The organism is Ruania rhizosphaerae (genome assembly GCF_009805705.1).
In the GTDB taxonomy this organism is placed as follows: domain Bacteria; phylum Actinomycetota; class Actinomycetes; order Actinomycetales; family Beutenbergiaceae; genus Ruania; species Ruania rhizosphaerae.
Map to the genome: position 1 here is coordinate 150704 of NZ_VSMB01000001.1, position 25189 is coordinate 175892.

General features: G+C 67.9%; 21 protein-coding genes. 10 read left to right on the forward strand and 11 right to left on the reverse strand.

Features of this window, described 5'->3' with window-relative positions:
• Positions 1–43: 43 nt before the first annotated feature.
• Genes FV560_RS00655 through FV560_RS00685 form a run of 7 tightly spaced genes read right to left on the reverse strand, consistent with a single transcriptional unit; the run spans position 44 to position 8758 of the window.
• Positions 44–1354 carry a Gfo/Idh/MocA family protein gene (locus FV560_RS00655; protein ID WP_159618260.1) on the reverse strand — a complete coding sequence of 437 codons (1311 nt, stop codon included), beginning with the start codon at positions 1352–1354 and terminating at the stop codon, positions 44–46.
• 31 nt (positions 1355–1385) lie between these two features.
• Entirely contained in the window at positions 1386–2855 is a 1470-nt protein-coding gene (locus FV560_RS00660) for a sulfatase-like hydrolase/transferase (RefSeq protein ID WP_159618262.1), read from the reverse strand.
• Positions 2852–3559 (reverse strand): DUF1961 family protein, encoded by a 708-nt coding sequence (locus FV560_RS00665; protein ID WP_159618264.1) that lies wholly within the window; start codon positions 3557–3559, stop codon positions 2852–2854. The genes FV560_RS00660 and FV560_RS00665 overlap by 4 nt, the downstream gene beginning before the upstream one ends.
• A gap of 34 nt (positions 3560–3593) precedes the next feature.
• Complete coding sequence (locus tag FV560_RS00670; protein WP_338049685.1) at positions 3594–5519, reverse strand: GDSL-type esterase/lipase family protein; 1926 nt, start codon at positions 5517–5519, stop codon at positions 3594–3596.
• Positions 5516–6415, reverse strand: coding sequence for a carbohydrate ABC transporter permease (locus FV560_RS00675; RefSeq protein WP_159618268.1), 900 nt, complete (start codon positions 6413–6415; stop codon positions 5516–5518). Before FV560_RS00675 ends, FV560_RS00670 begins: the two co-directional genes overlap by 4 nt.
• A gap of 2 nt (positions 6416–6417) precedes the next feature.
• Complete coding sequence (locus FV560_RS00680) at positions 6418–7362, reverse strand: carbohydrate ABC transporter permease (protein ID WP_159618270.1); 945 nt, start codon at positions 7360–7362, stop codon at positions 6418–6420.
• Positions 7363–7399: 37 nt separating this feature from the next.
• Positions 7400–8758 carry an ABC transporter substrate-binding protein gene (locus tag FV560_RS00685; RefSeq protein WP_159618272.1) on the reverse strand — a complete coding sequence of 453 codons (1359 nt, stop codon included), beginning with the start codon at positions 8756–8758 and terminating at the stop codon, positions 7400–7402.
• A 355-nt stretch (positions 8759–9113) separates the two neighbouring features.
• Between FV560_RS00685 and FV560_RS00690 the strand changes: the two genes are divergently transcribed.
• The 5 genes from FV560_RS00690 to FV560_RS00710 all read left to right on the forward strand — a co-directional run bounded on the left by FV560_RS00690 (position 9114) and on the right by FV560_RS00710 (position 15544).
• Positions 9114–9896 (forward strand): FadR/GntR family transcriptional regulator, encoded by a 783-nt coding sequence (locus FV560_RS00690; RefSeq protein WP_159618274.1) that lies wholly within the window; start codon positions 9114–9116, stop codon positions 9894–9896.
• A gap of 5 nt (positions 9897–9901) precedes the next feature.
• Positions 9902–11371 carry a sulfatase family protein gene (locus tag FV560_RS00695; protein ID WP_159618276.1) on the forward strand — a complete coding sequence of 490 codons (1470 nt, stop codon included), beginning with the start codon at positions 9902–9904 and terminating at the stop codon, positions 11369–11371.
• Positions 11372–11385: 14 nt separating this feature from the next.
• A complete protein-coding gene (locus FV560_RS00700) occupies positions 11386–12345 on the forward strand; it encodes an aldo/keto reductase (RefSeq protein WP_159618278.1) in 960 nt (319 codons plus the stop codon).
• A 236-nt stretch (positions 12346–12581) separates the two neighbouring features.
• Positions 12582–14663: a type 1 glutamine amidotransferase family protein gene (locus FV560_RS00705; RefSeq protein ID WP_159618280.1), complete on the forward strand. Its 2082-nt coding sequence runs from the start codon at positions 12582–12584 to the stop codon at positions 14661–14663.
• Between the two features lie 134 nt (positions 14664–14797).
• The gene (locus FV560_RS00710) at positions 14798–15544 is read left to right on the forward strand and encodes an SDR family NAD(P)-dependent oxidoreductase (protein WP_159618282.1); all 747 of its coding nucleotides are present in this window, start codon (positions 14798–14800) and stop codon (positions 15542–15544) included.
• Between the two features lie 113 nt (positions 15545–15657).
• Here the strand turns inward: FV560_RS00710 and FV560_RS00715 are convergent, their stop codons facing one another.
• The 3 genes from FV560_RS00715 to FV560_RS00725 are packed head-to-tail and all read right to left on the reverse strand — an operon-like array spanning position 15658 to position 18742.
• Complete coding sequence (locus FV560_RS00715; protein ID WP_159618284.1) at positions 15658–16086, reverse strand: PaaI family thioesterase; 429 nt, start codon at positions 16084–16086, stop codon at positions 15658–15660.
• Positions 16083–17738 (reverse strand): class I adenylate-forming enzyme family protein, encoded by a 1656-nt coding sequence (locus FV560_RS00720; protein ID WP_159618286.1) that lies wholly within the window; start codon positions 17736–17738, stop codon positions 16083–16085. Before FV560_RS00720 ends, FV560_RS00715 begins: the two co-directional genes overlap by 4 nt.
• Complete coding sequence (locus FV560_RS00725) at positions 17735–18742, reverse strand: zinc-binding dehydrogenase (RefSeq protein WP_200837464.1); 1008 nt, start codon at positions 18740–18742, stop codon at positions 17735–17737. Before FV560_RS00725 ends, FV560_RS00720 begins: the two co-directional genes overlap by 4 nt.
• Before the next feature lie 265 nt (positions 18743–19007).
• Here FV560_RS00725 and FV560_RS00730 point away from each other — a divergent pair, with 265 nt between their 5' ends.
• On the forward strand, positions 19008–19643 hold the full coding sequence (locus tag FV560_RS00730; RefSeq protein ID WP_159618288.1) for a VOC family protein: 636 nt from the start codon (positions 19008–19010) through the stop codon (positions 19641–19643).
• A 172-nt stretch (positions 19644–19815) separates the two neighbouring features.
• Complete coding sequence (msrA, locus tag FV560_RS00735; protein WP_159618290.1) at positions 19816–20349, forward strand: peptide-methionine (S)-S-oxide reductase MsrA; 534 nt, start codon at positions 19816–19818, stop codon at positions 20347–20349.
• Positions 20350–20438: 89 nt separating this feature from the next.
• Here msrA and FV560_RS00740 read toward each other — a convergent pair whose 3' ends face one another.
• On the reverse strand, positions 20439–22535 hold the full coding sequence (locus FV560_RS00740; protein ID WP_235019842.1) for a bifunctional copper resistance protein CopD/cytochrome c oxidase assembly protein: 2097 nt from the start codon (positions 22533–22535) through the stop codon (positions 20439–20441).
• Between the two features lie 161 nt (positions 22536–22696).
• Between FV560_RS00740 and FV560_RS00745 the strand changes: the two genes are divergently transcribed.
• The 3 genes from FV560_RS00745 to FV560_RS00755 all read left to right on the forward strand — a co-directional run bounded on the left by FV560_RS00745 (position 22697) and on the right by FV560_RS00755 (position 25187).
• Complete coding sequence (locus FV560_RS00745; protein ID WP_159618292.1) at positions 22697–23719, forward strand: AAA family ATPase; 1023 nt, start codon at positions 22697–22699, stop codon at positions 23717–23719.
• A gap of 87 nt (positions 23720–23806) precedes the next feature.
• Positions 23807–24694 carry a DUF58 domain-containing protein gene (locus FV560_RS00750; RefSeq protein WP_159618294.1) on the forward strand — a complete coding sequence of 296 codons (888 nt, stop codon included), beginning with the start codon at positions 23807–23809 and terminating at the stop codon, positions 24692–24694.
• Positions 24681–25187, forward strand: coding sequence for a hypothetical protein (locus tag FV560_RS00755; protein ID WP_159618296.1), 507 nt, complete (start codon positions 24681–24683; stop codon positions 25185–25187). The genes FV560_RS00750 and FV560_RS00755 overlap by 14 nt, the downstream gene beginning before the upstream one ends.
• The last annotated feature ends 2 nt before the right edge of the window (positions 25188–25189 follow it).

Here is a 25189-nt window from a genome sequence, read left to right on the forward strand (position 1 = left end):
GCAGGCCAGGTGATGTCCTGGTGACGCCTGGTTCTCCTGATCCTCACTGTAGCTCGACCCCGAGATCACCGATCCGGACGGCGTCTCCCGTCTCGAGCGATCGGTTGCCGGCGATACCTACGGCAACCGCACGGACGCCGTCGAGCGCTCCTGCTCGCTGCCCCAGAGGGTCGGGCCGCTGCCCAGGTCGGAACACATCCTGCAGCAGGATCGCGTCACCTCCACCGTGCCCGCCCGTGCCACGGGGAATCTCAACCTCCCGCGCACGCTCCCAGTGACGCTGCACCACCAGCCGCCCTCCCACCGGTCGCACCCCGTCGATCTCATCCACCTCGGTCGCGGACGGATCCACCACCCGCCCACCGGTCTCGAGCGGCACGTAGGACCGCTCAACCACATCGAGTTCGGCACGGCCCGCTGACCCGTTCACCACGACCCGGTACCCCTCCCAGGGCCCGTGCGCCGTCAGGGAGTAGGTCAGCATGGCACCGGAGTCGTAGTGCACCATCACGGCGAGGTCGTCTTCGATGGTGATACCCGGCGCGAAGGGGTCCTGGTCCCTGCGGTAGCCGTCGTGGTGCTCGGCGTCGAGGTAGAGCGCCTGCAGGCGCGGGTCGCTGCGCAGGTCGAGGGACCAGGGGTCGTTGGCCGCCCCCGAAGAGCCACGATCGGGGCGCGGCCCCGCACCCGAAGCACCAGCGCCGTCAGGCCCATAGAACATCAAACCACCGGCCGCGTAGACACGAACGGGCACCGCACCGATCCACCAGTTCACCAGGTCGAAGTGGTGGGATGACTTGTGCACGAGGAGCCCGCCGGACCTCGCCTTCTCCCGATGCCACCTGCGGAAGTAGTCGGCGCCGTGAGACGTGTCCAGGACCCACTCGAAGTGCACCGAAAGCACCTGCCCGATCTCACCGGCGGCAAGCACCCGGCGCAACTCACTGTTGCGCGGTGCGTAGCGGTAATTGAAGGTAGTCACCAGATCCCGCCCCGTCTCCTGAACGGCGTCAGTGATCTCGGCGATCCCGGCCGCCGTTGTCGTCAGGGGCTTCTCGACGACGACGTCCGCACCGGCTCGCAACGCCCGGCTGACCATGTCGGCATGGGTGTGATCGGGCGAGGTGACGACGACGCGGTCGACCTGATGGTCGGCGATCAGCTGCTCGAGGTCGTCCGGGTCGTAGCGGGGAACCGAGAACTCGTGGAGCGTGCTGTAGTGGGCCGCCCGTGTCGGGTTCGGTTCGCACAGGGCGACCAGCTCACCGTCTGCGCGATGCTCTCCCGCCAGGGCGCCCAGGTACATCCGCGCCCTGTTGCCCGTCCCTGCCACGGCATAGCGTCGTCGTGTCATCTGTACCTCCGTTGTTCGTTGAGCACTGGGGTTAGTGCAGGCCGCGTTGGCCGGACAGACCGCGCGTTGGTGGAGCATCGGGGCCGGCACTGCCGCCGCTGTCGGCGCGACCCGGGTTTCCGATCCACTTCCCCTCGCGCGTCCACTCTTCGGCTTCTACGCCCAGCTCCGAGACCAAGACGTTCGAGAGCCGCTCGAGGACGTCCTGGTGGTCGGGCGAGGAAGCCAGGTCGTCGAGTTCGGCCGGATCGACATCCAGGTCGAACAGCTGCCGTTGGTTTCCGTGGGGGTAGTAGATGAGTTTGTACCGGTCGTCGCGGGCCATGCAGGTGGCCTTCACCCCGGCTCCGACGGCGCCCGTGAAGTGCCCACGCTGCGCCCCGGTGACCACGGAGCGGCCGTCGAGCCCAGCGGGTGGGTCGATGCCGGCCAGGTCGAGGAGCGTGGGCATGACGTCTTGGAGCCCGCATAGTCGCTGGTCCACCTGGCCGGGTGACACGCGGTCGTCCCCGACGGGACCGGTGAGGATCATCGGCACCCGCGCGGCGCCTTCGTAGAAGAGTGACTTGGCCCAGGTGCCGTGGTCGCCGAGCATCTCGCCGTGGTCTGAGGTGAACAGGATCACCGTGTCCTCGAGCATGCCTTCCTCACGCAACGTGCCGATGACCACACGTAGTTGGTGATCGATGTGGGTGCATAGGGCGTAGAACGCCCGCCGGGCGTCCTCGCGCAGAGCTTCCGGTGGTGCCGAGCGTTGCCGTTCGCGCACCGGCCAGGGCGCTGCGTCCGGATCATCCGCCCACTGCCCGTGGACCGGTGGGTCCATCTCCCGGCGACGGTAGAGATCGAGGTATTCCGCGGGTGGGACCAGCGGCGGGTGCGGGTGCGTGTAGGAGAGGTAGAAGAATCCGGGCCGGGTGGGGTCCCGGCGCTTGATCTGGCGCGCCATCTGCTCCGTGGCCCAGTTCGTCACATGCAACCGTTCCGGCAGGTGCCACGCGCGGGAGAGGTACTGGTTATTGCCCATCCCGTGCGTGAAGGCCTGACCGTGGAACCCAGCGTCGGTCAGCGCAGCCTCGTAGTCGTCGACCACGCCCCACTGGGTCCGACCTTCTTCGGTGAGCAGGACGTCGTCGAACCCGATGCGGTCCCGTTGCGGGTGCACATGGAGTTTCCCGACGGCGTAGGTCTGGTAGCCGTGGTCACGGAACGTTGAGGCGAGGGTCGCCAGGTCCGGCATGGGCGCTTCCGGTTCGTTCCACCTCACGCCGTGGGTGCGGGCCGTGGTCCCGGTCATCAGCCCTCGGCGCGCGGGAACGCACACCGGCGTCTCGCTGTAGGCGCGGGTGTAGCGGATCCCGGTCGCGGCCAGCTCGTCGAGGGTGGGCGTCTGCACGACGGGATGACCAGCCGACTGCAACAGGTGCCCGGGCCACTGGTCGACGGTGACGAGGAGGACGTGCGGGCGGCGCGCCGCCGGCGTCTCTGCAGCTGCCGTCATCTCGCGATCTCCTCGTCGTGTGCTGCCTCTTCGAGGAGCGCTACCTCGAGGTCGGTGTACTCGCCGATCAGGGGTGCCATTTGCCGGAATCCGATCTGGCCGCCGGCCAACACCTCCCCGGTGGTGGCGTCGTCGGTCCAGGTGAAGCAGCGCAGCGCGTTGATCCAGAACTCCACGTGGGGCCCGTCTTTGATCACGGTGATGGTGTAGGGCGGGTCGGCGTCGGCTACGTCGGGGATCGGGTCACCGCCTTGCGTCACGAGGTGGAAGCCCGGGCTCTTGCGCAGGTTGCAGGTGTGGAAGGCCCGTTCGTGGGGCTGCTTGCGGCGGAAGTAGGACACGTGCAAGGTGCGCAGGTCACTGCTGTGGTATTGCGGGTACTCACCGGTGCGCCGGGCCAGGGCGTCGTCGTGGACGTTCTCACCGCCCATTCCCGTGGCGGCGAAGAACATGATCGCCAGGCCCGGTTCGCGGATCGGCCAGAACTTCCACCGGATCGCCACCCGATCGGGGAGAACCTCCGGACACCAAAACACGAGATTGGCGGCCTGCCCGTCCTCGACCGGCCTCGTGCTCTCGAGCCGCATCCGCCCTTGCGGGAATGTCACCACGCCGTCTCCCTCCATCCGGAATCCGTCCACGTCCGACGGCGACCGCAGCGGGTTGGCATAGATGGTGCGACCGAGCGCGGGGTGCTCTGGCATGGGGATCCTCCAGGTCTCAGATGTCCACGGCTTCTCAGATGTCCACGACGCAGAGCTGGGAGTAGCCGGAGGCGTCGCTGGCGAACAGGACGCTGCGTGAGTCGTGGGACCAAACCGGGTGCAGGTGTGTGCCCCGGTGAGAGTGATCGGTGACGGCGACTTCGACCAGCTGGCGGATGGAGTGGTCGGTCGTGTCGATCAGGTTGAGGGTGGCGATGCCCTCACTGTTGATGACATGGTCGACCACGATCCATCGCCCGTCCGGGGAGAAGGATGGGTGGCCGTGGCCGCCGATCGCATCGGCGGCCAGCTCACGGTCCCCGGTGAGGGTGTCGATCAGGACCAGGCTGTAGCCGGGGCGGTCACCGAATGCCGCGTTCGCGAGAAGACGTCGTCCGTCCGGATGCCAGCTCGGGTGGTTCCCGAACTCACCGAGCCTGCGTAGGTCGCTGCCGTCAGCATTCACCGAGTAGAGGTCCTTCACCCGCGGAAGCTCGGCGAACTTCGTGTCGTAGAACTTCTCGTTCGTGAAGACGAACATCAACCGCTGACCGTCACGAGACCACTTGGTGTGCTTGATGTACAGGTGCCAGTCCGCGATCTCTGCACGCCGAGGATGGAGGTCCAGCGCGTCCTGGACCGTGGCGACAGTCCGCTCGCCAGCATCGGTGAAGGAACGGATGACGACGCCGCTCGTGGTCTTGGAGCGCCGGACGCTTTCGTCGTCGCGGCGGGCACGATCGGTGAAGTAGACGAGTTCATCGTGACCGGGGCGCATCATCCGCAGGTCGCCCGGTGTGGACTCGAGTGCACCGGTTGCCATATCGACCGTCGAAACGAGCGGGCCGCGTTCGTCGACGTCCCGGAAGTACAACCGCGCGCCGTCGGCCGACCACTGCGGCATCGCACCATCATTGGCCGTCATGGCCGCCGATCTGGCCACCACTGTCAGATCCGATCCGTCCGGCCCCATGACACAGATCTCGCCATCACTGCTGCCACGGTGACGGCTGAAAGCGATCCGCCCGTCCGCACGCGACCACGGTGGCAGGTCGTAGTACCCGTGTACCGAGTGAGCCCGGCCGTGGGTCAACTGACGGATCGTCGATCCGGTGATCGGATCGACGCGCCGCGTGCTGCCGCCCGTGTCAGATTCTGTGGCATCACTCGAAGCGTCCGCGGCGGCCAGCACCAGATCGACAATGGCGTCGGCCACGTACTCACCAATCGTCCGGGCACCGAGGAAGGAGGAGTGGCTATCGTCCTGCAGGCCGTCGGGGAACTGGGTGCTGGGTGCGCGGTGGGTGAAGTAATCGACCGACCCCTCCGGACCCAGCCGTTCGTACAGCTCGTGGGTCATCGCGTGCAGGTCGATCAGTGACAGGGACCGTTCCGTAGCCAGCTCGCGGACCACCTGCGGGTACCGCCCGTGGGTGTCGGTCAGGGTCGCGCCATCCCACACGCGTCGCGCCACCGACGTGCACAGGACCGGCGTGGCTCCCGCAGCCTCGACCTCGTCCACGAAGCGGATGAGGTTCGTGCGGTACTGACCGCCCGCACCCAGGTGCTCGTGCTTGGCGTCGTTATGACCGAACTGGATAAGCACGACATCACCCCCGCGCACCAAACCCAACAACTCACCCCACAGGCCGCTCTCCCGGAACGACTCCGTACTAGCGCCTCCCTGCGCGAAATTGCACACCGGCACCGTCAGCGGCGGCAGCCCCCGCTGCACGCGGCGAGCAGTCACAAGAGCGTTCAACTCAGCACCCAGGTGACTTCCCCACCCAAACGACGGCTTCTCGTGGATAGGACGCGAAGCGACGGTCGAGTCACCCGCCAGGTAGATGGCCGGACCCCCGGTTCGGCGGGGCCGCAGTCCGTGGTCGGTCTTCTCCATCGCGTCCTCTCTGGTGGATCGAACGTTCTGATCCTCAAACTCACGCAGCGAGGCGGTCATCCCTTGAGCGCCCCACCCATGATGGTGGCCCCCCGCAGAACGATCCGCTGGGCGAAGATCAGGACCAGCAGCACCGGAAGCATGGTCAGCAACGTGGCAAGCACGACCTCTGGGATACCGATGTCGGACTGCACGATGGAGTTCGGATTGAGTTCGGGTGCCACCGAGGCCAGGAGCGCGAGCCCGACCGGCAACGGGAAGTCATCACTCGAGAGCATGATGTACGGCAGCAGGAACTCGCCCCAGTTCCGGGTGAAGGAGAAGAAGGTCACCAACGCGGCGATCGGTGCCGCAAGCGGCATCGCCACCTTCAGGAAGACCTTCCACTCGCTGCATCCGTCGATCCGGGCCGCGTCATAGACATCGCGACCGATCGTGCTGGAGAAGTAGATAAAGGTCAGGTAGAGCCCGAGCGGGAAAACCGCCCCTGGAAGAATGACGGCCCACCTGGTTCCAACCAGTCCTAGCGCCACCATCTCCAGGAACTGCGGCAGCACGAGCGCACCGCCGGGCAGCAGAATCAGACCGAGGGTGGCCATGAGGATCGGCTTGCGCATCCGGAAGGTGCACGCGCCGAGCGCATACCCAGCGGGAACGGTCGCCACGAGCGTCAGCACCATCTGCGCGCCCGTCAGGATCACGGTGTTCCCCAACCACCGGTACAAGACGCCGTCGTTGAACTCGGCCAGGTGCTCCCACGACTCCCCGACCCGCGCGAAGGAACCGAACGCGAAGGGGTGCTCGGTCGCCAGTGCGGCACCTGATTTCGTTGCCGCCAGGACCAGCCAGAGCATCGGCAGGATCGCGAAAGCTGCCCAGAGCAGCAGGCCGATCCAGGCGAATGTGCGGGCCGCCGAAGCAGACAGGATCGTGCGATCGATTCGCATATCACGCATATCTAGACCTCCACCCGGAACATCCCGGTCTTCTTCACCACGAGCACGGCCCCGCCCAGGCCGAGCAGGAGCAGCTGGATCGACAACGCCGCTGACGCTGGGAAGTTGCCGTACTGGTAGGCGAACGTGTAGGCCAGTTGCAGCGGCGAGAAGTTGGTCCCCACCGCACCGTTCGTCACCGCTGACATCAGCTGCGGCTCGGCGAACAACTGCGTGGACGCGGCCACGCTCGTGATCAGCAGGTACGCGACCCACTTGCGCAGCAGGGGCAACTTGATGTGCCAGACCATCTGCCACGCGTTAGCACCGTCAATGGATGCCGCTTCCTCCACCTCCTGAGGAACAGACGACAGCGCGGCGAACATCAGCAAGATGCCCTGCCCCGAGGTCCACACGGCAATGATCGCGAACAGCACCGCCAGACTCGCCGGGTTGCCCGGCCGGACCACGTCGTAGAACTGCTCCATCCCCAGCGACTCCAGCAACCCGCCGATCGGCGAGACCCGCGGGGTCAGCAGGAACAGCCACAGCAGCACGGCAGCGACACCGATCACCGAGTGCGGCAGGTAGTACAGCACCCGGAACGTCGACGCCACACCGGTCCTGCGCCCGTGCAGCAAGAGGGCCAGCCCGATTGAGATCACCAACGTCGGCACCAGGAACACCAGGGCGTACACCCCAAGGTTCTTGAACGTCGCCACATACCGGAAGTCGGTGGCCACGGTGATGAAGTTTCCGATCCCGGCGAACCCTCCTCCGGGCCGGACGAACGCAAGGTAGACCGCATACACCGCCGGCAGGAACGCGAAGGCGACGAACAACAGCACATACAGGCTGGACAGCACATACCCGGCAGTTGCCTGTCCACGCGTCACGGACCGGCCCGAGGGCCGGTCGGTGGGCACCGACCGGCTCCGCGGGGGGCGTACCGCAGTGGGAGCACTCATGCGCTCACGCCTGGGTAGTGGTTGATCATCGCGGCGATCATCCTTCCTCGACGGTCCAGCCGGCCGCCTGCGCCTCGTTCACGATGAGCTCTTGCCACGCGGGGACCAGGTCGAAGATGGACTCACCCTGTCGCAGACCCGGTTCGACCGCTTGGGCGTAACTGGAGCGGATGGATCCAACGTTCAGCTCGTCCCAGTAGGGGGACAGCTGCGACTCCGACGCCTCGACAACGTCGCCCAGTTCCCCGTCTTCGACATAGAACATGTCGGTGTGGTTCTCGATCCAGTTGTCCTGCGCGGGCCGGTAGGCGGGGAAGGTCGGCGTCTCCGGCGCCGTCTGATAGGGGCCGGTGGCCATCCAGGCCGCGAGCTCGGCGGCTGCCTCCAGGTGCTCGCTGTGCCGCGAGACGGCATAGGCAACACCGCCGCCGTAGTAGTTGTGCACCTCGTCCTCGTCCTCCCAGCGCAACGGAGGAGCGATACCCACAGACCCCTCAGGCCATTCGTAGGCGTTGATGAATCCGTACTGACCGCGGTGCAGTGGCTGGACCGACATCAGCAGGTGCCGGTTCGCGGCGTAGTCGGCGATGAACTCCGGGTCATTGGGCGACATGGGCGAGAGTGCCCCGGCGGCGAGCATGTTGTCGATCATCTCGAACACACGCGTGCAGTTCGGATCCTCCAGATCGACCTGCAGGCTCATATCGCCCACCACCTGCGCCATCGGGCACCGCGAGACCGGCAGGTACTGCATGGTGGCGATGTGGCCCATGATGTACCCAGGGTGCTCTTCCGCCAGCTGCAGCCCCAGCGCCTCGAACTCTTCCCACGTGGTCGGCAACTCGTACCCGAACTCCTCCATCAGGTCCTTGTCATACCAGAGCACCAGAGGCGAGAGGTCGTTGTTGATGCAATAGAGGGCGTCCCCGTCCGTGCATAGGTCGAGGATGGCCGGCGAGAACTCGCCGAGCAGATCCTCCGGCACGTACGGCGAGATGTCCGCCGAGAACTCATACGGCGCGTCGGCGAAGGCCGCCATCTGCTGCGTCTTCACTACGATCATGTCCGGCCATCCCTCGCCGGCCTGGTTGGCCAACTGGAGCCGCGACTCGATGTCATCAGGCAACGTCTCGATCTGGAGATCGACCTCCGGGTTCTCGTCCTGGTACATCTCGAACCCAACCTGACGGTTCGGATCGGTCCAGATGACCAACTCGGCGGGACCTTCAGCCTGCGACGCCGTCTCGGTGGCGGGATCCTCCGTACCTTCGCCCTGGCCCGGGACACATGCGGCCAGAGCCAGCGCCGCGCCGATACCGAGCACGACCCAGGGCCTCCCCCGGCGACGTCCTGTTGCGTGATCGAACCGTCCGGTCCGCGTTCTCCCTGCAGCCATCTCTCGCTCCTTCGGTGCGTGCTGTGCAGCGTCCTCATCGACTTCAGCGACCGTCGCGCGCAATGACCTGAAGCACCACTGCGGGCCGCGAATGAATACCAACCATATTCATATCGGCCAGGTCGGTCAACCACCATGTATGCACTTCATTGCTCAGGAACCGCTTCACCAGGCGATCAGCAACGCAGCCTGCCGATCGACCGGATCGACTCTCCATTGTTGCTGTTGAGCGGTCAACCGCTCGCCCAAGGGTTCCCTACGACCGACGGATACTGGTTCGCATCACGCCGGCCGATCGGGCTAGCGATCAGCCAACGAGCCATGTATAGTTACCATCTACTTGCTAGGAGGCGACGTGGAGAAGAACACCAAGAAGGCTGGCGCGTCGAACAAGGGAAGCCGCGCACAGACCTACCGGCCGGGCTACGAGATCGCGGCGGAGCGAATCCTCGCCCTGATCGACCGTGAGGGACACGCACCAGGCGACCGACTCCCCACCGAGAAGGACCTCGCCTCCCGCCTCGAGGTGAGCCACACCGTGGCGCGCGAGGCGATCAAGCTGCTCTCGGCCCGCGGTCAGGTTGTCACGCGCAAGGGGGCCGGCATTTTCGTCGCCAACCCCACTACCACCCTCACTCCGGGCACATGGGAACCGCTGCTGCTGCAGAACCTCGACCACGTCGAGATGCTCTACGAGGCGAGGCGGACACTCGAGGTCGAGGCAGCTGCGCAAGCGGCGAAACGCTCCAACCCTTCAGAGCTCAAGCAGATCCGGGATGCTGCCCAGGCCACGGTCGACGCGGCCGCCGAGGGAGCGTTCGACGCCTACATCGCAGCCGACGAGCAACTCCATCTGGCGATCGCGCAGGGCTCGCACAACATGTTCTTCTGCTCACTCATCGAGAACCTCTCGGCGCTGAAGCGGCGAGTCATGACGGTCGGCTTCGAAGGTGAGGCAGGCGATGTGATCCGTCGTGGCGCGGGCGAGCATGCACGCATCGCCGCAGCCATATCGGATGGTGACGCCGACGAGGCCGGCGCAGCGATGGGCCACCACGTCGACATGGCACTGGATCAGTACCGGCAGCAAGTACAGAAGAGGCTCCTGCACGAGCCGCGCGAACCCATCGGAGAGTGAGCACCGTGTCGTCGAAGCGCCCGAACCTCCTCTATATCCTGTCCGATCAGCATGCAGCGTCGGTCATGGGATGCAGTGGAGACCCTGTCGCCCGCACACCCCACCTGGATCGGTTAGCGGACCGCGGCGTGCGCCTGACGAATCTGTACTGCCCGTCACCGATCTGCACCCCATCCCGCATGTCACTCCTGACCGGTCGCGAGCCGTATGAGAACCAGGTCTGGACGAACGAGAACATCCTCAGCGGCGCCCATGCCACCTGGCCGCACGCTCTGGGAGCCGCCGGATACCGCCCCGAGCTCGTCGGTCGCCTCCACTCCCGCGGACGCGACCAGCTGCTTGGCTACGCCGAGCGGGCAGTCGGAGACCACTCGCCCAACCACCCAGGGGGCCCAGAACCCGCTCGCGGCAGCCTCCACGGAACGAATGACCCGCTTCGGGTCAGTCTCAGCAAGACCGGAGCCGGTTCGAACCCGTACGAGTTTCACGACGAAGACGTCACTGAGCACGCGGTGACCAGGCTGGATGAGATCGGAAGGGCACGAACCGCCGGCGACAGCACACCGTTCGCCCTCTCCATCGGCCTCATGCTCCCGCACCAGCCCTATGTGGCCAACCGGGAGGACTACGACTTGTTTGACGGCGCAGTGCCCCCACCCCGGTACCCGTCTGTGTCCGAGCACCCATACCACGCGGGGTGGCGAGCAGAGACGGGAATCGACGACGTCACCGCCGACGAGTCCAGCCGCGCCAGAACCGCGTACTACGCCTTGGTGTATCGCATGGACGCCATGATCGGACGGATCCTCGACGCGCTTGACCGGAACGACCTGGCTGAGGACACCTTCGTCATCTATCTCTCGGACCACGGGGATCACTTGGGAGAGCACGGACTCTGGTGGAAGCAGACGTTCTTCGAGGAGTCCGTTCGCATCCCCGGCATCGTGTCCTGGCCGGGCCACCTGCCGGCCGGCACGACCTGCGACCGGGTGGCGTCCGGAACGGATCTGACGGCAACTCTCCTGGACGCTGCGGGTGCACCTGCCCTGCCGAACAGTTCCGCGCGTTCTATGATCCCGATCCTGACGGAGAACACCGCGAACTCCAGCGCATGGGAAGACCGGGCATTCTCCGAGTACGTGACCACGAGCGGTCGCACCCACCGGATGCTCCGGCGCGATCGTTGGAAGTTCTGCTACTACGCCGATCAGCCGGAGCAGCTCTTCGATCTGGAGTCCGATCCACACGAGCAGGTCGATCTTGGCCAGCACCCCGACTACGCGACGATCGTCGCCGAACTACGCATGGACCTTCTCCACGACTGGGACCCGGAGACCGTTCAGCGTCTCTGTGCGGAGAGCGCACGCGATCTCGAGGTGCTCCGGGTCTGGGCTGAACGCGTCGAGCCTCCCGAGCAGCATCGATGGCTGATGGAAGAGAGCATGAGCCGCCTGGACCAGCCGCAACCGGCGTGACACCCCCGGAGCGGATGTCCCTGTTCAGCGGCTCGGTGACCACGTCCGGTCAGATTCCGCTCTCACTCGGTTGCGCTCAACTGGGCAATCTCCATCGACACTTGAGCGATGAGAGCGCCGCATCGATCGTCGAATCGGCGTGGGACCACGGTCTCCGATACTTCGACACGGCACCCCACTACGGGCTCGGCCTGTCGGAGCGACGGCTCGGGCAGTCTCTGCGCGGGCGACCGCGTGGCTCCTTCATCATATCGACGAAGGTCGGACGCCTGCTGGAACCGCGTTCAGTTGACGGCATGCCCAGCCGCGATCACCTCCACGATGTGCCCGCCACACACGAACGCGTCTGGGACTTCAGCCGGGACGGTGTGCGGCGCTCGCTCGAGGAGAGCCTCGAGCGACTCGGGATGGATCGCGTGGACGTCGTGTACCTCCACGACCCGGATGACCACGCCGCGGAGGCCCTGGATGACGCCTACCCGGCACTGGAAGAGCTCCGCGCTCAAGGAGTGGTGCGCGCCATCGGCGCAGGCATGAACCAGTCGGCACTGCTCACCCGGTTCGTCCGCGAGACCGACATGGACGTGGTCATGATCGCGGGTCGCCTCACCTTGCTGGACAGCTCGGCCACCGACGACCTGGTGCCGGCGTGCTCCGATCGTGGCGTCGGCATTGCTGCGGCAGGCGTGTTCAACTCGGGAGTCCTCGCCACGCTCGGCTCGGATGAGCCCGTGACCTACGACTACGCGCCCGCACCCGATGCCGTGCTCCACCGAGCGCGGCGCATCCAGGATCTCTGCCACTGCTATGGCACGGACCTCGTGGCGGTTGCACTCCAGTTCCCGCTCAGGTTCGGACCGGTCGCGACCGTCACAGTGGGCTGCAACAGCGCCGAGCAAGTCGCGAGCAATGTCGCAGCCGTGCACGCACCAGTCCCGGCGGGACTGTGGGAAGCACTCCAGCTGCAGCATTAATGCTATCTATAGGAAGCCGGTTTGCGCTTGAATAGCATCTACTGTTGCCTGTCATGCTCACATCTGGCATGATTATCAGCGTCAGAGCCGACAGCGTTCGAGATGACTGGGCGATAGACCCTATCCATTGGGTCGCCAGGAACGCCGTTCCGCACGGCAGGAGCCAGCGCGGTCCACTCACGTCCCCCGTGAGTCCGGAGGCAGATGCTCACCCGCAACAAGGAGGTTCAGCGGCCATGACCACGAACACACCGATCGACCGTGAGGCGGGCTCACCCACCGGCCCCGCCCGGCGTACCGTTCTCGGCCTGGGTGCCGCCACGGCCGGCTGGTTCCTCGTGCCGACACCTGCGATCGCAGCACCGGGCGCACGCACACCACCGCACGCCACGTCGGGCAGCGGAACCGGGCGCGGCGTCCCGTTCTGGTACGACGCGAACCGCGTCCAGGGGCACACGCGCCTGATGATCGACCGCTATCACGACACTCCCCAGTTCTCCGACGCTGCCGAGCGCTTCCAGCAGCTGGGGGCCGGCGCGTTCACACGTCACGCCAAATTCGGCGACGAGCAGCCCTGGTGGCCCACGGCACTCCCACTCGGGCCGGACGGCAACCCCCTCTCGGACCACGACCGCATCATCAGGGGCGTGGAGGTCGAGGCGGGACGGAACATTCCGCAGGAGTACATCGACTATGCGCATAGCCTCGGCATGCGGGTCATCGCGTACTACTGGCACATGTCGGAGGCCTGGTACCGGGACAACGAACCCTCCTACATCTGCCGCACGCCCGACGGCGACCCGCTCGAACACGGGAGAGGTACCCACCTCGACATCACCGGTCCGTACGGCGACGTCGTGCTGACCCGACTACGTGAGCTCGCCGCGATGGGGGCCGACGGGTTCTTTTTCGACGAGAACCACCTCCCCCAGGTGGGTGCCTGGGGGTCGACGCTTGCACTTGACTGGGAATCCGAGACAAGCACTCCAGCGCCCGTCCCCCCAGGCGACCCGTCATCGTGGCCCACCTGGCCGCCCGAGACCTGGAACGACCCGTCCTACCTCGCCTATCTCGACTTCCGGGCACGCCGGATCGAGGACACGTTCCAGTACTGGATGGACGACGTTAAAGCCGACTATCCGGAGATCGTCTTCATCATCAGCGCGACCGAGCTGCCGGGGATGACGAGGCGGGGAATGACCACGCGACTCGCTCGAGTCGCTGACTCGGCGAAGAACGAGTTCGACACCGCCTGGAAGCACAACTACAGCTACAACGTCTTCCTGGACTACCCCGACCTGCTGCAACCCGCGCACCATGTCCGCCAGGCACTGAGCTTCTCAGTGATGCGGGACTCCTCGGACGGTCGCCCTCCGCTGATCTGGGTGACAGGCTTGCCGAACGAAGACCACGCGGAGGGATTCGCCGCTTCCGTCACCACTTTCGGCGGCATCGCCAGCATGGACACGCAAGAAGGTACGACCCTGATCGGCGAGGACCCGCCGGCCTGGCCGGACGGACTGAAGACCCCGCTCGCCGGCTTGGAGGCGGCGTTCGAGCTCGGCACCGCGATCTCGCCGCGCCTGGCGGGTACCAGGCCAGTCCGCTGGGCCGCCGTGCACTACAGCGAACGGATCCGCAATGCACGTGAGGGAGACTTCCGCGCTGCGTGGGAAGAGGTCATCTGGCCGACGATCGGTGTGTACCAGACCGTGACAGAGGACGGGTTGCCCATCGGGATCGTGAATGACCATCAGCTCGCTGAGAACGAGCTGGACGGGTATCAGGTACTCATCCTGCCGAACCCCACCGAGCTCACGGGTGCAGAACAAGCGGCGGTGGACGACTTCACTGCCGGTGGGGGCGCGGTCATTACGATGGACCCGTCGTGGGAGTGGAGCACCGAAGCCGGGAACCCGCTTGCGGCCGCATCGCTGCGCACCGCGCTCGCGCCCCACACCGGTTCGGCAACCGTTCAAGTCGTGGGTGGCCCAGCCGGACGGTACGGCGTTGCCTACGAACGTCAGGCACACACGTACACGATCGCGATCACCAACGACTTCAGTTGGGTTCAGGACTCGGGCTATGCCAAACGCTGGGGAGACGGCACGATCAACCCCGCAGCTCCACCCGCCGAAGGTCTCTCGGTCCATCTGCGCGACATGCCGAACGTGAACGCCCTCGCAGCAACTGATGCGGTCAGCGGCGAAGACCTCGACGTCGTCGCAACCGCGGACGGTGTGCGAGTGGACGTCCCCGCCTTCGATCGGATGGCCTGCATCGTGGTCTCCTGCGGGAACACGAACCAGCCGTCGTGACCTCCTGAGCCGGCCGGCCGGGCAATCCTCAGCAGGCAGGATGCCCGGCCGGCCGGCTCGTTTCGTCCTGGGGTACCGTCGTGTCCTGCCCACCGGCGAAACCATCCCCGCTGTCGATAGGAAACCGGCACACCGTGACCTCACCCCCCGCGGAACAACCTGTCGTCGTCATCACCGGCGGCTCGGCTGGCATCGGCCGGGCCGTCGGTGAGCGCCTACACCGCTCCGGGTACCAGGTGGTGAGCCTGTCCCGTCAGGCGGCCGACCCCGAGTCGGACTGGGTGCCGGACGTCCAGCACGAGGTGGACGTGGCCGATGCCGACGGCGTCGCTACCGTCGCCGCGCGGGTACTGTCGGAGCAGGGCCGGGTGGACGCCGTGGTCACGTGCGCCGGGACCGTCACCCGAGGCGACCTCATCGAGACCTCAGCCGGACAGGCAGAGCGACAGATCGCCGTCAACCTGCTCGGGACGATGAACGCCTGCCGCGCCTTCGCCCCGGCGTTGCGGGCCCCTCAGGGCGCCATCGTCACCCTGAGTTCCTCGATCGCGGCCAACCCGCAGGGCTCGGTGAGCGCGTACGCGGCCGCGAAGGGCGGCGTGGAGTCCTTCAGCCGTGCCCTCGCTCTGGAGCTGGCGCCGGTGCGGGTGAACGTGGTGCGCCCCTCGCTGGTCGACACCGGCATCTGGGTGAGCGGCGGCCTGGACCCCGACGCCTACTCCACCCTGATCGCCACCCGGAGCACTGAGTACCCCCTCGGCCGAGTGGGGCGCCCGGAGGACGTCGCGGCCGCCGTCGCGTTCCTGCTCTCCGAAGACGCCGCCTGGATCACCGGCACCGTGCTCCCGGTCGACGGCGGCGCCGACCTCATCGGCCGCTAGCCCACCCAGGAATCACACGTCGATCTGGCGGGCCGCTCCAGGAATCAATCGTCGATCTGGCGCCCTCATCCCCGGGCATCGCCCGCCCCGGCCAGCCACATCGACGAGTGATTTCAGGACGGGGCGACCGCCGTGCTGTACAACCCTCGCGCCACGGCTAGCTTCTTCCCGTCGCCGTTGGTGACCACCGCATCGGCCACCCCGAGCGAGCGCCCGCGCCGCACCACGGTGCCGGTCGCCAGCAGCCGGTCCCCCGGCCGTGCCGGGCGCAGGTAGTCCACCCGCAGGTCGATCGTGGGCAGCCCGACGCCGAGCTCGGTCACCAGCGCGAAATCCCCGGCCACATCCAGCAGCGTGGCGAGGATGCCGCCGTGCACGTAGCTGCCGTCGACGTCGGCGGTCAGCTCGTCGCGGCAGTCCATCGCGATCTCCACCTCCCCCGGCGCCGCGCGCACCAGCTCCAGCCCGAGCCACCGGTGATAGGCAGGGGTGGTGAGCAGTCGCTCGACGGTCTCGCTATCCACCAGGGATGTCTCGGTCATGTGCTCTCCTCCGTCTGCACGTTCTGCGGCACGTTCTCCTGCGCCCCGCCCTGCACGTTCTCCTGGGCCAGCGCACTCAACCGGGCGTAGTCCACCTTCCCGGTCCCACCCAGCGGCAGCTCATCGAGGAACCACACCCGCCGCGGGTGCGCGTGCGCCGCCCCATGGGTGAGCGCGTACTGCTTCACCTCGTCCTCGGTCAGCCCCTCGGCCACCACGAACGCCGCCGGCACCTGCCCCTTACGCTCGTGCGGGATCGGCACCACCGCTGCCTGCCCCGCTCCGGGCATCGTGCGCAGCAGCTTCTCCACCTCCAGTGGGTACACGTTTTCCCCGCCCACATTCATCATGTCGTCCGCGCGGCCCAGCACCCGCAGGTACCCGTCAGCATCCGCAGCGGCCAGGTCACCCGTGCGCAGCCACCCGTCGGAGATCCGCTCCGCCGTCACCTCCGGCAACCGGTGGTACCCGGCGGTCACGCCGGGGTTACGCACCCAGAGCTCCCCCACCTCGCCCACAGGAAGATCACGGGCCTGGGCGAGCTGCGCCGTCGGGAGATCGGGATCGAGCACCCGCACCTCGCACCCCGGCAGCGGCAGCCCGGCCCGCCCGTAACGCGGCGAATCGGTGCGCGGATTCATCAGCACCTGCGGCCCACCCTCGGTGAGCCCGTACGCCTCGATCACCGGCACCCCGAGCCCCGCGGCGAACCGCTGCCCGAGCGCATCCGAGAGCGGCGCCGACCCGCAGATCACGAACCGCAGCGAGCTCAGGTCGTGCCGGAGGTGCTCGCCACTCCCCAGCAGCATCTCGTAGGTCGCCGGCACCCCGGTGGTGTACGTACAGCGGTGCTCGGCCACCTCCACGGGGATGCCGGCCGGGTCCGGTCGGCGCCCGATCACGATCGTGCCGCCCACCAGCAGCAGCGGCTTGACCACGCAGATCATCGCGTTCTTGTGATAGAGCGGTGCGGTGATCAGGCCGCGGTCGTCGCCCGCGAGCTCCCACACCCGCGCCACGGTGCTCGCGTTCCACGTCTGCCCGGCGTGCGTGAGCAGGCACCCCTTCGGGTTGCCGGTGGATCCGGAGGTGTAGGGCTGCAGGCAGATGTCCCCGGGCCGCACGGGCTGCGGTCCGTCAGCCCCCGACGGCGGAGCCTGCGTCCCGTCGGCTTCGCGCCACCCGTCCGTGGTTGCCTGGAGCGTGGGCACCTCGGCTGGTGCCGCGAGCTCGGTCGCTCGCTCGGCCAGCGGGTCGTGAGTGAGGAGCACCCGGGGTTCGGCGTCGGCCATCACATGCTCGAGCGAGGCGCGCCCGGCGCGGGTGTTGAGGGGAACGGCGACCGCACCGATCCAGATCGTGGCGAGCAGCGCCTCGACGAATCGGTGATCGTTGCCGAACAATAGCGCCACCCGGTCGCCCGGCCCGACCCCGAGGCCACGCAAGGTCGCTGCGGTGGTGCGGACCGCCGTCGTGAGCTGACGGTAGGTGACCACCTCCGACCCCTGCAGGATCGCGGGGCGGCCGGGGTGGTCAGCGGCGCCGGCAAGGAGGCGGACGGCGAGATTGTCAGCGAGGTGGGGCCCATCGCCGTGCGTGCCTGAATCGTGTGGAGTGCCTGCGGCGCTGCCGGGGGCCTCGCCCTGCGTCACAGGGTGATCACCACCTTGCCGATCACAGCCCGGTCCTCCAGCAACTGCTCGGCCTCGCGGATCTGATCCAAGGGGAACGTGCGGTCGATCACCGGCTCCAGGTCGCCCGAGGCCACCATCGCCAGGAGGGCTTCGAGGTCCTCCCGGCGCCAGCCGTTGCTGCCGCGGATGTCGAGCTCGCGCACCCACACATACGGCTGGAACTGGGTGACCTCGTAGCCGCTGGTCGCGCCGCACGTGACCACGCGCCCGCCGACCTTCGTGGCGCGGATGGAGGACTGCCAGGTGGCGGCGCCGGTGTTGTCGACCATGAGGTCCACGCCCTGCTTGCCCGTGGCCTTCCAGATCTGCGCGCCCCAGTCCTCCGCGCTGGAGTCGATCACGATGTCGGCCCCGAGCTCGGTGAGACGCTCGCGCTTCTCGGCCGAGCTGGCACAGGCGATCACGGTGGCGCCGACGGCCTTGGCGATCAACACCGCACCGGTGCCCAGGCCTCCTGCGGCGCCGAGGATGGCCACGGTCTCCCCGGCCTGTAGGCCGCCGCGGGTGATGAGCTGGCGGCGGGCGGTGCCGTAGGCGATGGGGAGGGCAGCGGCCCGGGCGAAGTCGACGTCGTCGGGCAGCGGGATGATGTTGGTGGCCGGGACGGCGGCATATTCGGCCAGCCCGCCCTGCATGTCCTCCCCGAGGGCCTTGCCGCCGACGAGCGGGTCGATGAGGATGCGCTGGCCGATTTGGATGTCGGTGACCCCGGAGCCGAGGGCGGCGATCTCGCCCGCGATATCGCCGCCGGAGATGTGCGGCAGCGGCAGGTGCTGACCGGCCACGCCCTTGCGAACGAAGACGTCCAGGTGGTTCAGCGAGCAGGCGCGCACCCGGACGAGTACATCGCCGGCGCCGACCCCGGGCACCGGGTGCTCCCCGACGACGCGGCCTTCCGGTCCGCCGCGCTCGACGATGAGTGCCGCGCGCATGGTCTCGGGCTGGCTGGGCGCCTCGGGCATCACAGTTCCTCCTCGTTCCGGTGGCGCTGCGCTGAGGGGGCGCGGCGCCGTGCTGATGTCACTTTCTCACGGCCGGCGCGCCGCACCCCACGGCGTCCGAGACCGCGCCCGCGACGGGAGCGACACGGCCGCGCAGGTCTGCGGCAGCATCGTGCCGCAATCCACGTATCTGTGTCGCTCCGGTCACGGGACAACGTGGCCGTCGGCTGGGGAGCCGGCCGGTGAGTGCCACCGGTCAATGACCCACGTCGATAGTCTGGCGATCATGACTGTGATCGATCACCTGGTGTACGCCGGGCCGGACCTGCAGGCACTCGTGCGAGAGGTCGCCGACCTGACCGGCGTCGAACCCGTCGACGGCGGCCGCCACGAGGGGCGCGGCACCGCGAACGCGCTGCTCGGCTTGGGCGAGGGTCGCTACCTGGAGCTGCTCGGGCCGGACCCGGACCAGCCGGAGCCGGCGCGCCCGCGCCCGTTGCGGGTCGATGAGGTCAGCACGCCGACGATGGTCGGCTGGGCGGTGAACCTCGGCGGGGCCGGTCGCAACATCGAGGCGCTGGTCACCTCGTCCCAGGCCGATGGTTACGACCCCGGCCCGGTGGCCCCGATGAGCCGCCGCACCGCCGACGGCGACCTGCTGGCGTGGCGCTTGACCCCACCCGAGGGGGGCCTGGGCGGCGCGATCCCGTTCCTCATCGACTGGGGCACCACCCCGCACCCGTCCGCCGACCTGCCTTCAGTGGAGCTGACCGGTCTGCGCCTGGAGCACCCCGAGCCCGAGGTGGTGCGCGCGGCCCTGACTGCCGTGGACGCCGTCGGGCTGGTGCAGGTGAGCACGGGTGAGCGGCTACGGATCACGGCCGAGCTGCGGACCCCGCGGGGCACAGTCACGCTCGGCTGAGCACCCTGGTCGCACTCGAACCCGCGTTGGAATCCCGGTCCGGCGTTCGAGTCCCGGTCGAGCGGCACGGAACGGGATTCGAGCACGCTAGCGGGATTCGAATGCGAGCGCGCGCGGAACATTGCGGGAGCGTGCGGAGTTGAGCGGGTAGGACGTCCAGCAGGAGGCACACATGACTGACACCGGCACGATCACCCGCACCCCCGGCACCGAGACGGCGGTACTCGCAGGGGGCTGCTTCTGGGGGATGCAGGATCTGATCCGCGCCCAACCGGGGGTGCTCAGCACCCGGGTCGGCTACACCGGCGGTTCCAACGACCACGCCACTTACCGCCATCACCCCGGGCATGCGGAAGCGGTGGAGATCGTGTTCGACCCGGAGCAGACCAGCTACCGCGACATCCTCGCGTTCTTCTTCCAGATCCACGACCCCAGCACCCTGAACCGGCAAGGCAACGACGTCGGCACGAGTTACCGGTCGGCGATTTTCCCGCTCGGCCCGGAGCAGGAAAGGACGGCGCGGGAGACCATCGCCGACGTCGACGCCTCGGGCCTGTGGCCCGGGCCGGCCGTGACAACGATCGAGTCCGCGGGTGCGTTCTGGGAGGCCGAGGCCGAGCACCAGGACTACCTGCAGCACTACCCGAACGGGTACACCTGCCACTTCCCACGACCAGGATGGGTGCTGCCGCGGCGCGACGCGTAGTAGACACATCGACTGCGTATGACTGGGTCGACATATCGCGGCTCACCGAGCGCTCGCCTCACCTCCGGCCACACCGCTGAGCCGCGCACTCAGTCCCGACGCCCCTCGCCCTTCGCCATCCGCTGCATCATCGCGTTGTAGGCCGCCAACTCGGCATCGTCGTCCCGGTCGGCCTTGCGGTCCCGGCGCCGGGCCTCCCGCGTGTCACTACGCGCCCACTGCACCGCCACCCCGATCGCGAGCGCCAGCGAGGGCACCTCGCCGATCCCCCAGGTGATCTCGCCGCCGGTCTCCTGATCAGCGAGGGCGTCCACACCCCACGGCAGCCCGAGGGCGCCGAAGTAGTCGGCCGCCAAGAGCGTGTTCATCGAGATGATTGCGATCCCGAAGAAGGCATGGAACGCCATGGTGGCGAACAGCAGCACCAGCCGCAGCGGGTAGATCGGGCGCCGCGGGCCGGGGTCGATCCCGATGAGCACGTTGACGAAGACATACCCGGCGAGGCTGAAGTGCACGACCATCGCGACGTGCCCGATATGCGTGGTCAGCGCGAGCTCGAACAGCGGTGTGAAGTAGAACAGGATCATCGAGCCGGCGAAGTTCACGGCGGCGATCACCGGGTGGGAGGCGAAGCGCGCCCAGCGCGAGTGAACGATCGCTAGCAACCACTCCCGCGGGCCCCGGGTGCCGTCGGTACGAGCCGGGAGGGCACGGAGAGCGAGCGTGACCGGGGCGCCGAGGGTGAACAGGATCGGCAGCACCATCACCAGGGTCATGTGCTGGACCATGTGCGCGCTGAACAAGATCCGCCCGTACACGGCCGGCCCGCCGAAGGTGATCCACGCGAAGCCGGCCGCTCCCACCAGCCAGACGACGGTGCGCCCGAGCGGCCACCGGTCGCCGCGCCGGTGCAGCCGCACGACCCACATCACATAGACGACGGCGAGCACCGCGGCAAGGCACGCGAACAGCAGGTCCGGAACGCCCTGGGTGAACCATCGTTCGAACGTCGGCGGCGCCGGCACAGGCTGCTGCGAGAGCTCCTCGGCGGGGCTGAGATTCTCCTGCGCCTCCTGCGGAACTGGTGGCCCGGTGTCCGCCAGGGCCACCGCCACCCCCATGACGGCGCCCATCACCAGTACCTCGACGGCCGCCAACCGCCAGAACGCCTTCGGCGTTCCGCCGTCGGGCCGAGGTTCCAGGGTACGGATCGTCCGCACCCGGTGCAGCAGCCCGATCCCGCCGAGGGCGCAGAAGATCACGATCTTGACCGCGAGCAGCGCACCGTAGGTGCCGAGGAAACCTTCCCAGCCACCGAGCCGAAGCCAGGCGTTGGCGGCGCCCGAGACTCCGACGCCGAGGAAGCACCACAGGGCGATCCTCGAGTACCGGGCCGCGGCGCCGGCCAGGTCACGCCCCAGACGCGGCGCACTCAGGCACAGCACCACCAGGCCACCCACCCAGATCGCCGCGAACAGTAGGTGCCCGAACATGCCGGACATGCCGAGCTCGTGGTAGGCGCTACCGGAGGCGTGACCCGAGGTGGCGATCGGGATCAGGACGGCGACCGCCAGCACCGCAGCGATCGCGGCGGTGCCGTAGCCGGCCACCGCGACGCACGCCACCGACATGATCGCCGCGAGTACCGCGGCCACCAGCGCGGCCCGGCCGGTGGAGATCTCGGTGAGATAGAAGGCGAGCTCGTCACCGAACCCGGCCCCACCGATGGGACGACCGGCGACGGTGGCGTAGCCGAGCACGAGGTCGATCACCAGACAGGCCGCCCAGACCGGGCCGGCGATCATCACCGCGCGGGTGGCGATCGGCCACGCTTCACCCGCTCCTCTCGGCCGGTTCCCCCGAGACGGACGGTTCGGATTGTTCGTGCGGTTGTGCCCCGGCGCCACCTCTGGCCCAGCGACCCCACCCCGTCCATCTGCCGGGGGGCTGAGCACGAACAGCAGCAGCATCAGCCCGCCGATGGTGACCGAGGCGGCGAGCTGCCAGGTCACGGAGATCAGTGGCCGGCTCCAGCGCACGAGCGGGCCGGCGTCGGCGAGCTCGGTCGGGCCAGCAGCCCCGGAGAAGGCAAGGCCGAACAGGGCGGCAAGCATCGCCGTCGGGAGCAACGCCCAGGCGGCCCGCGGGGCTCGCTGAACGGCATGAGCGGAGGGCGAGACGGACACACCGTGAGCCTACGCGGCGCACTCATCGACCACCGACGACTCGGCCGGGACGTGGCCCGCAGCCGGGTCATGGGGACTCCTCCCCTCAGGCCACCCCGACGACGTCAGCCCCGGCTGGCATAATCGGCCGCGACCCACGTCCTCGTACAGAGCCGGAGCTCATGTCCAGTCCCGTTGCCCCCCACCTGGCGCCGCCGACGGCGACGATCTCCTACGACGACATCCAACGCGCGTCCGAGCGGCTCGGCCATGTGGCCCGGGTGTTCGATCAGCGCATCGTCGGCCAGCACGGGCTGCGCACCGCGCTGGTGAGCTGCATGCTTGCCGGCGGGCACGTGCTGCTGGAGTCGGTTCCCGGCCTGGCGAAGACGACCGCGGCGCAGACCCTGGCCGACTCGGTCTCGGGCACCTTCCACCGCATCCAGTGCACCCCGGACCTGATGCCGAACGACATCGTCGGCACCCAGATCTACAACTACGCCACGGGTGAGTTCTCCACCCAGCTCGGCCCGGTGCACGCGAACATGGTGCTGCTGGACGAGATCAACCGCTCCTCCGCCAAGACGCAGTCGGCGATGCTGGAGGCGATGCAGGAGAAGCAGACCTCCATCGGTGGCGAGATCTTCAAGCTGCCGAAGCCATTCATGGTGATGGCCACCCAGAACCCGATCGAGGAGGAGGGAACCTACGTCCTCCCCGAGGCGCAGATGGACCGCTTCCTCATGAAGGAGGTGCTCACCTACCCGGCCCCGGACGAGGAGGTGGACATCCTGGAGATGATCCAGTCCGGCCGGATGAGCGCCCCGCTGACGGCGCAGCCCATCTCGATCCAGGACGTCGAGTTCCTGCAACGCCTGGTCGGGCAGGTGTATGTGGACACCTCGATCAAGCAGTACATCGTCGCAATCATCAACACCACGCGCGGTGGCGGCCCAAGGCCGCTGCCGAACCTGAACCAGCACGTGCGTGTCGGCGCCAGCCCCCGTGGTGGGATCGCGCTGATGCAGATCGCGCAGGCGCTGGCCCTGCAGGCGGGCCGCGCCTACGTGGTGCCCGACGACGTCAAGGCGCTGCGCCACTCAGTGCTGCGGCACCGCATCGTGCGCACCTACGACGCCCTCGCCAACAACGTGGCACCGGAGTCGCTCATCGACGCTGTCTTCGCTGCGGTGCCGAGCCCCTAGCCGGTCGCGAGCTGCCCATGCACCGACCATGAGCCGACCCTGACACAGGCGCCCGAGGCGCCGCCCCACCATCAAGGAGAGTTCCGCGTGGTCTCGACGTCCCGTCTGGCGAAGGTCCGAGCACGGCTCGACCTGCCCACGGTGCGGCGCGCCGCCGGACTGCTGGAGGGGCGCCACCGCTCCATCTATTCCGGGCACGGCCAGGACTTCGACGAGATGGCCGAGTACCGGATGGGAGACGACGTCTCCGATATCGACTGGAAGGCGAGCGCCTCCTACGGCGAGCCCGTGATCCGCCGGTTCGTGCGCGACTCCAACCTGGCAATGGTGCTGGCGGTGGACACCGGCCGGAACATGGCCGCAGCCGCACCCGACGGCGGCAGCAAGGCCGAGATCGCCACCTTCGCATCCGAGATCGTCTGCTACCTGGCCCGCGGGCGTGGCGACACGGTGGCGCTGGTGGCCGGCGATGCGGAACGGATCGTCCAGGTCCCCGCCCGGGGCGGCACCGAGCACATGGAGATGATGCTGCGGCGGGTGGAGGCGATGCTCACCCTCGATGCCGGGCCGAGCGACCTGAACCGGGTGATGGACCGGATCCTGACCTGGTTCAACCGCCGGTCGCTGGTGGTACTCATCACCGATGAGGCACGGCCGCAGCCGGAGCACGAGCTCGGCCTGAAGCGCCTGCGCACGCGGCACGAGGTGATGGTGATCCAGGTGGCCGACGCCCTTCCCACCACATTCGGGGACCGGCCGATCGACGATGTGGACCAGCCTCTCGACATCCCCGAGTACATGCGCTCGCACAAGACACTGGCCGAGGAGGCCCGGACCGCGGTGGAGCGGCGACGGGCCGACGTCGCGGCGATGCTGCGCCGTCAGGGTGTGGAAGGGGTCACGGCCGACAGCGAGGAGACGCTGATCGACGCGCTGATCGACCTGCTGAGGAGGCAACGCCGTGTTCGCCGATGACGTCCTCGCCGTGCCGTCGGCGGCACTCGTGGCCGCACCGATCAACGACCCGGTCGCCCCGGCCGCCTACTCCGCCTGGGTGTGGATCGTCGGCATCGTGCTGCTCGCGCTCATCGGCGCGTGGTTCTGGTTCGTCTTCTACAACACCCGCAAGCGCCCCTATGAAGAGGACGAGGGTGCGCGGGACCGGTACGCCACCCTGCGCACCACGATGCTCGAGCAGGTCGACGCGGCCGAGGCCCGCTACCGCGAAGGCGAGTCCGACCTGCGCACGCTGCACCTGGATCTGAACCACATCCTGCGTGAGTTCGCCAACGGGCGGATGCGGATGGACACCTCCTCGCTGACCGTCCGGGAGATCGCCCGGCTGGAGGGCACCGACCGGCTGGTGGCACTGCTGAGCGAGTACGAGGAGCCGGCGTTCGCGATCGACTCCGACGCCGAGGCGTTGTCCGCCACCGACAGCGCGAGGGCGGTGGTGCGCGAATGGTGACC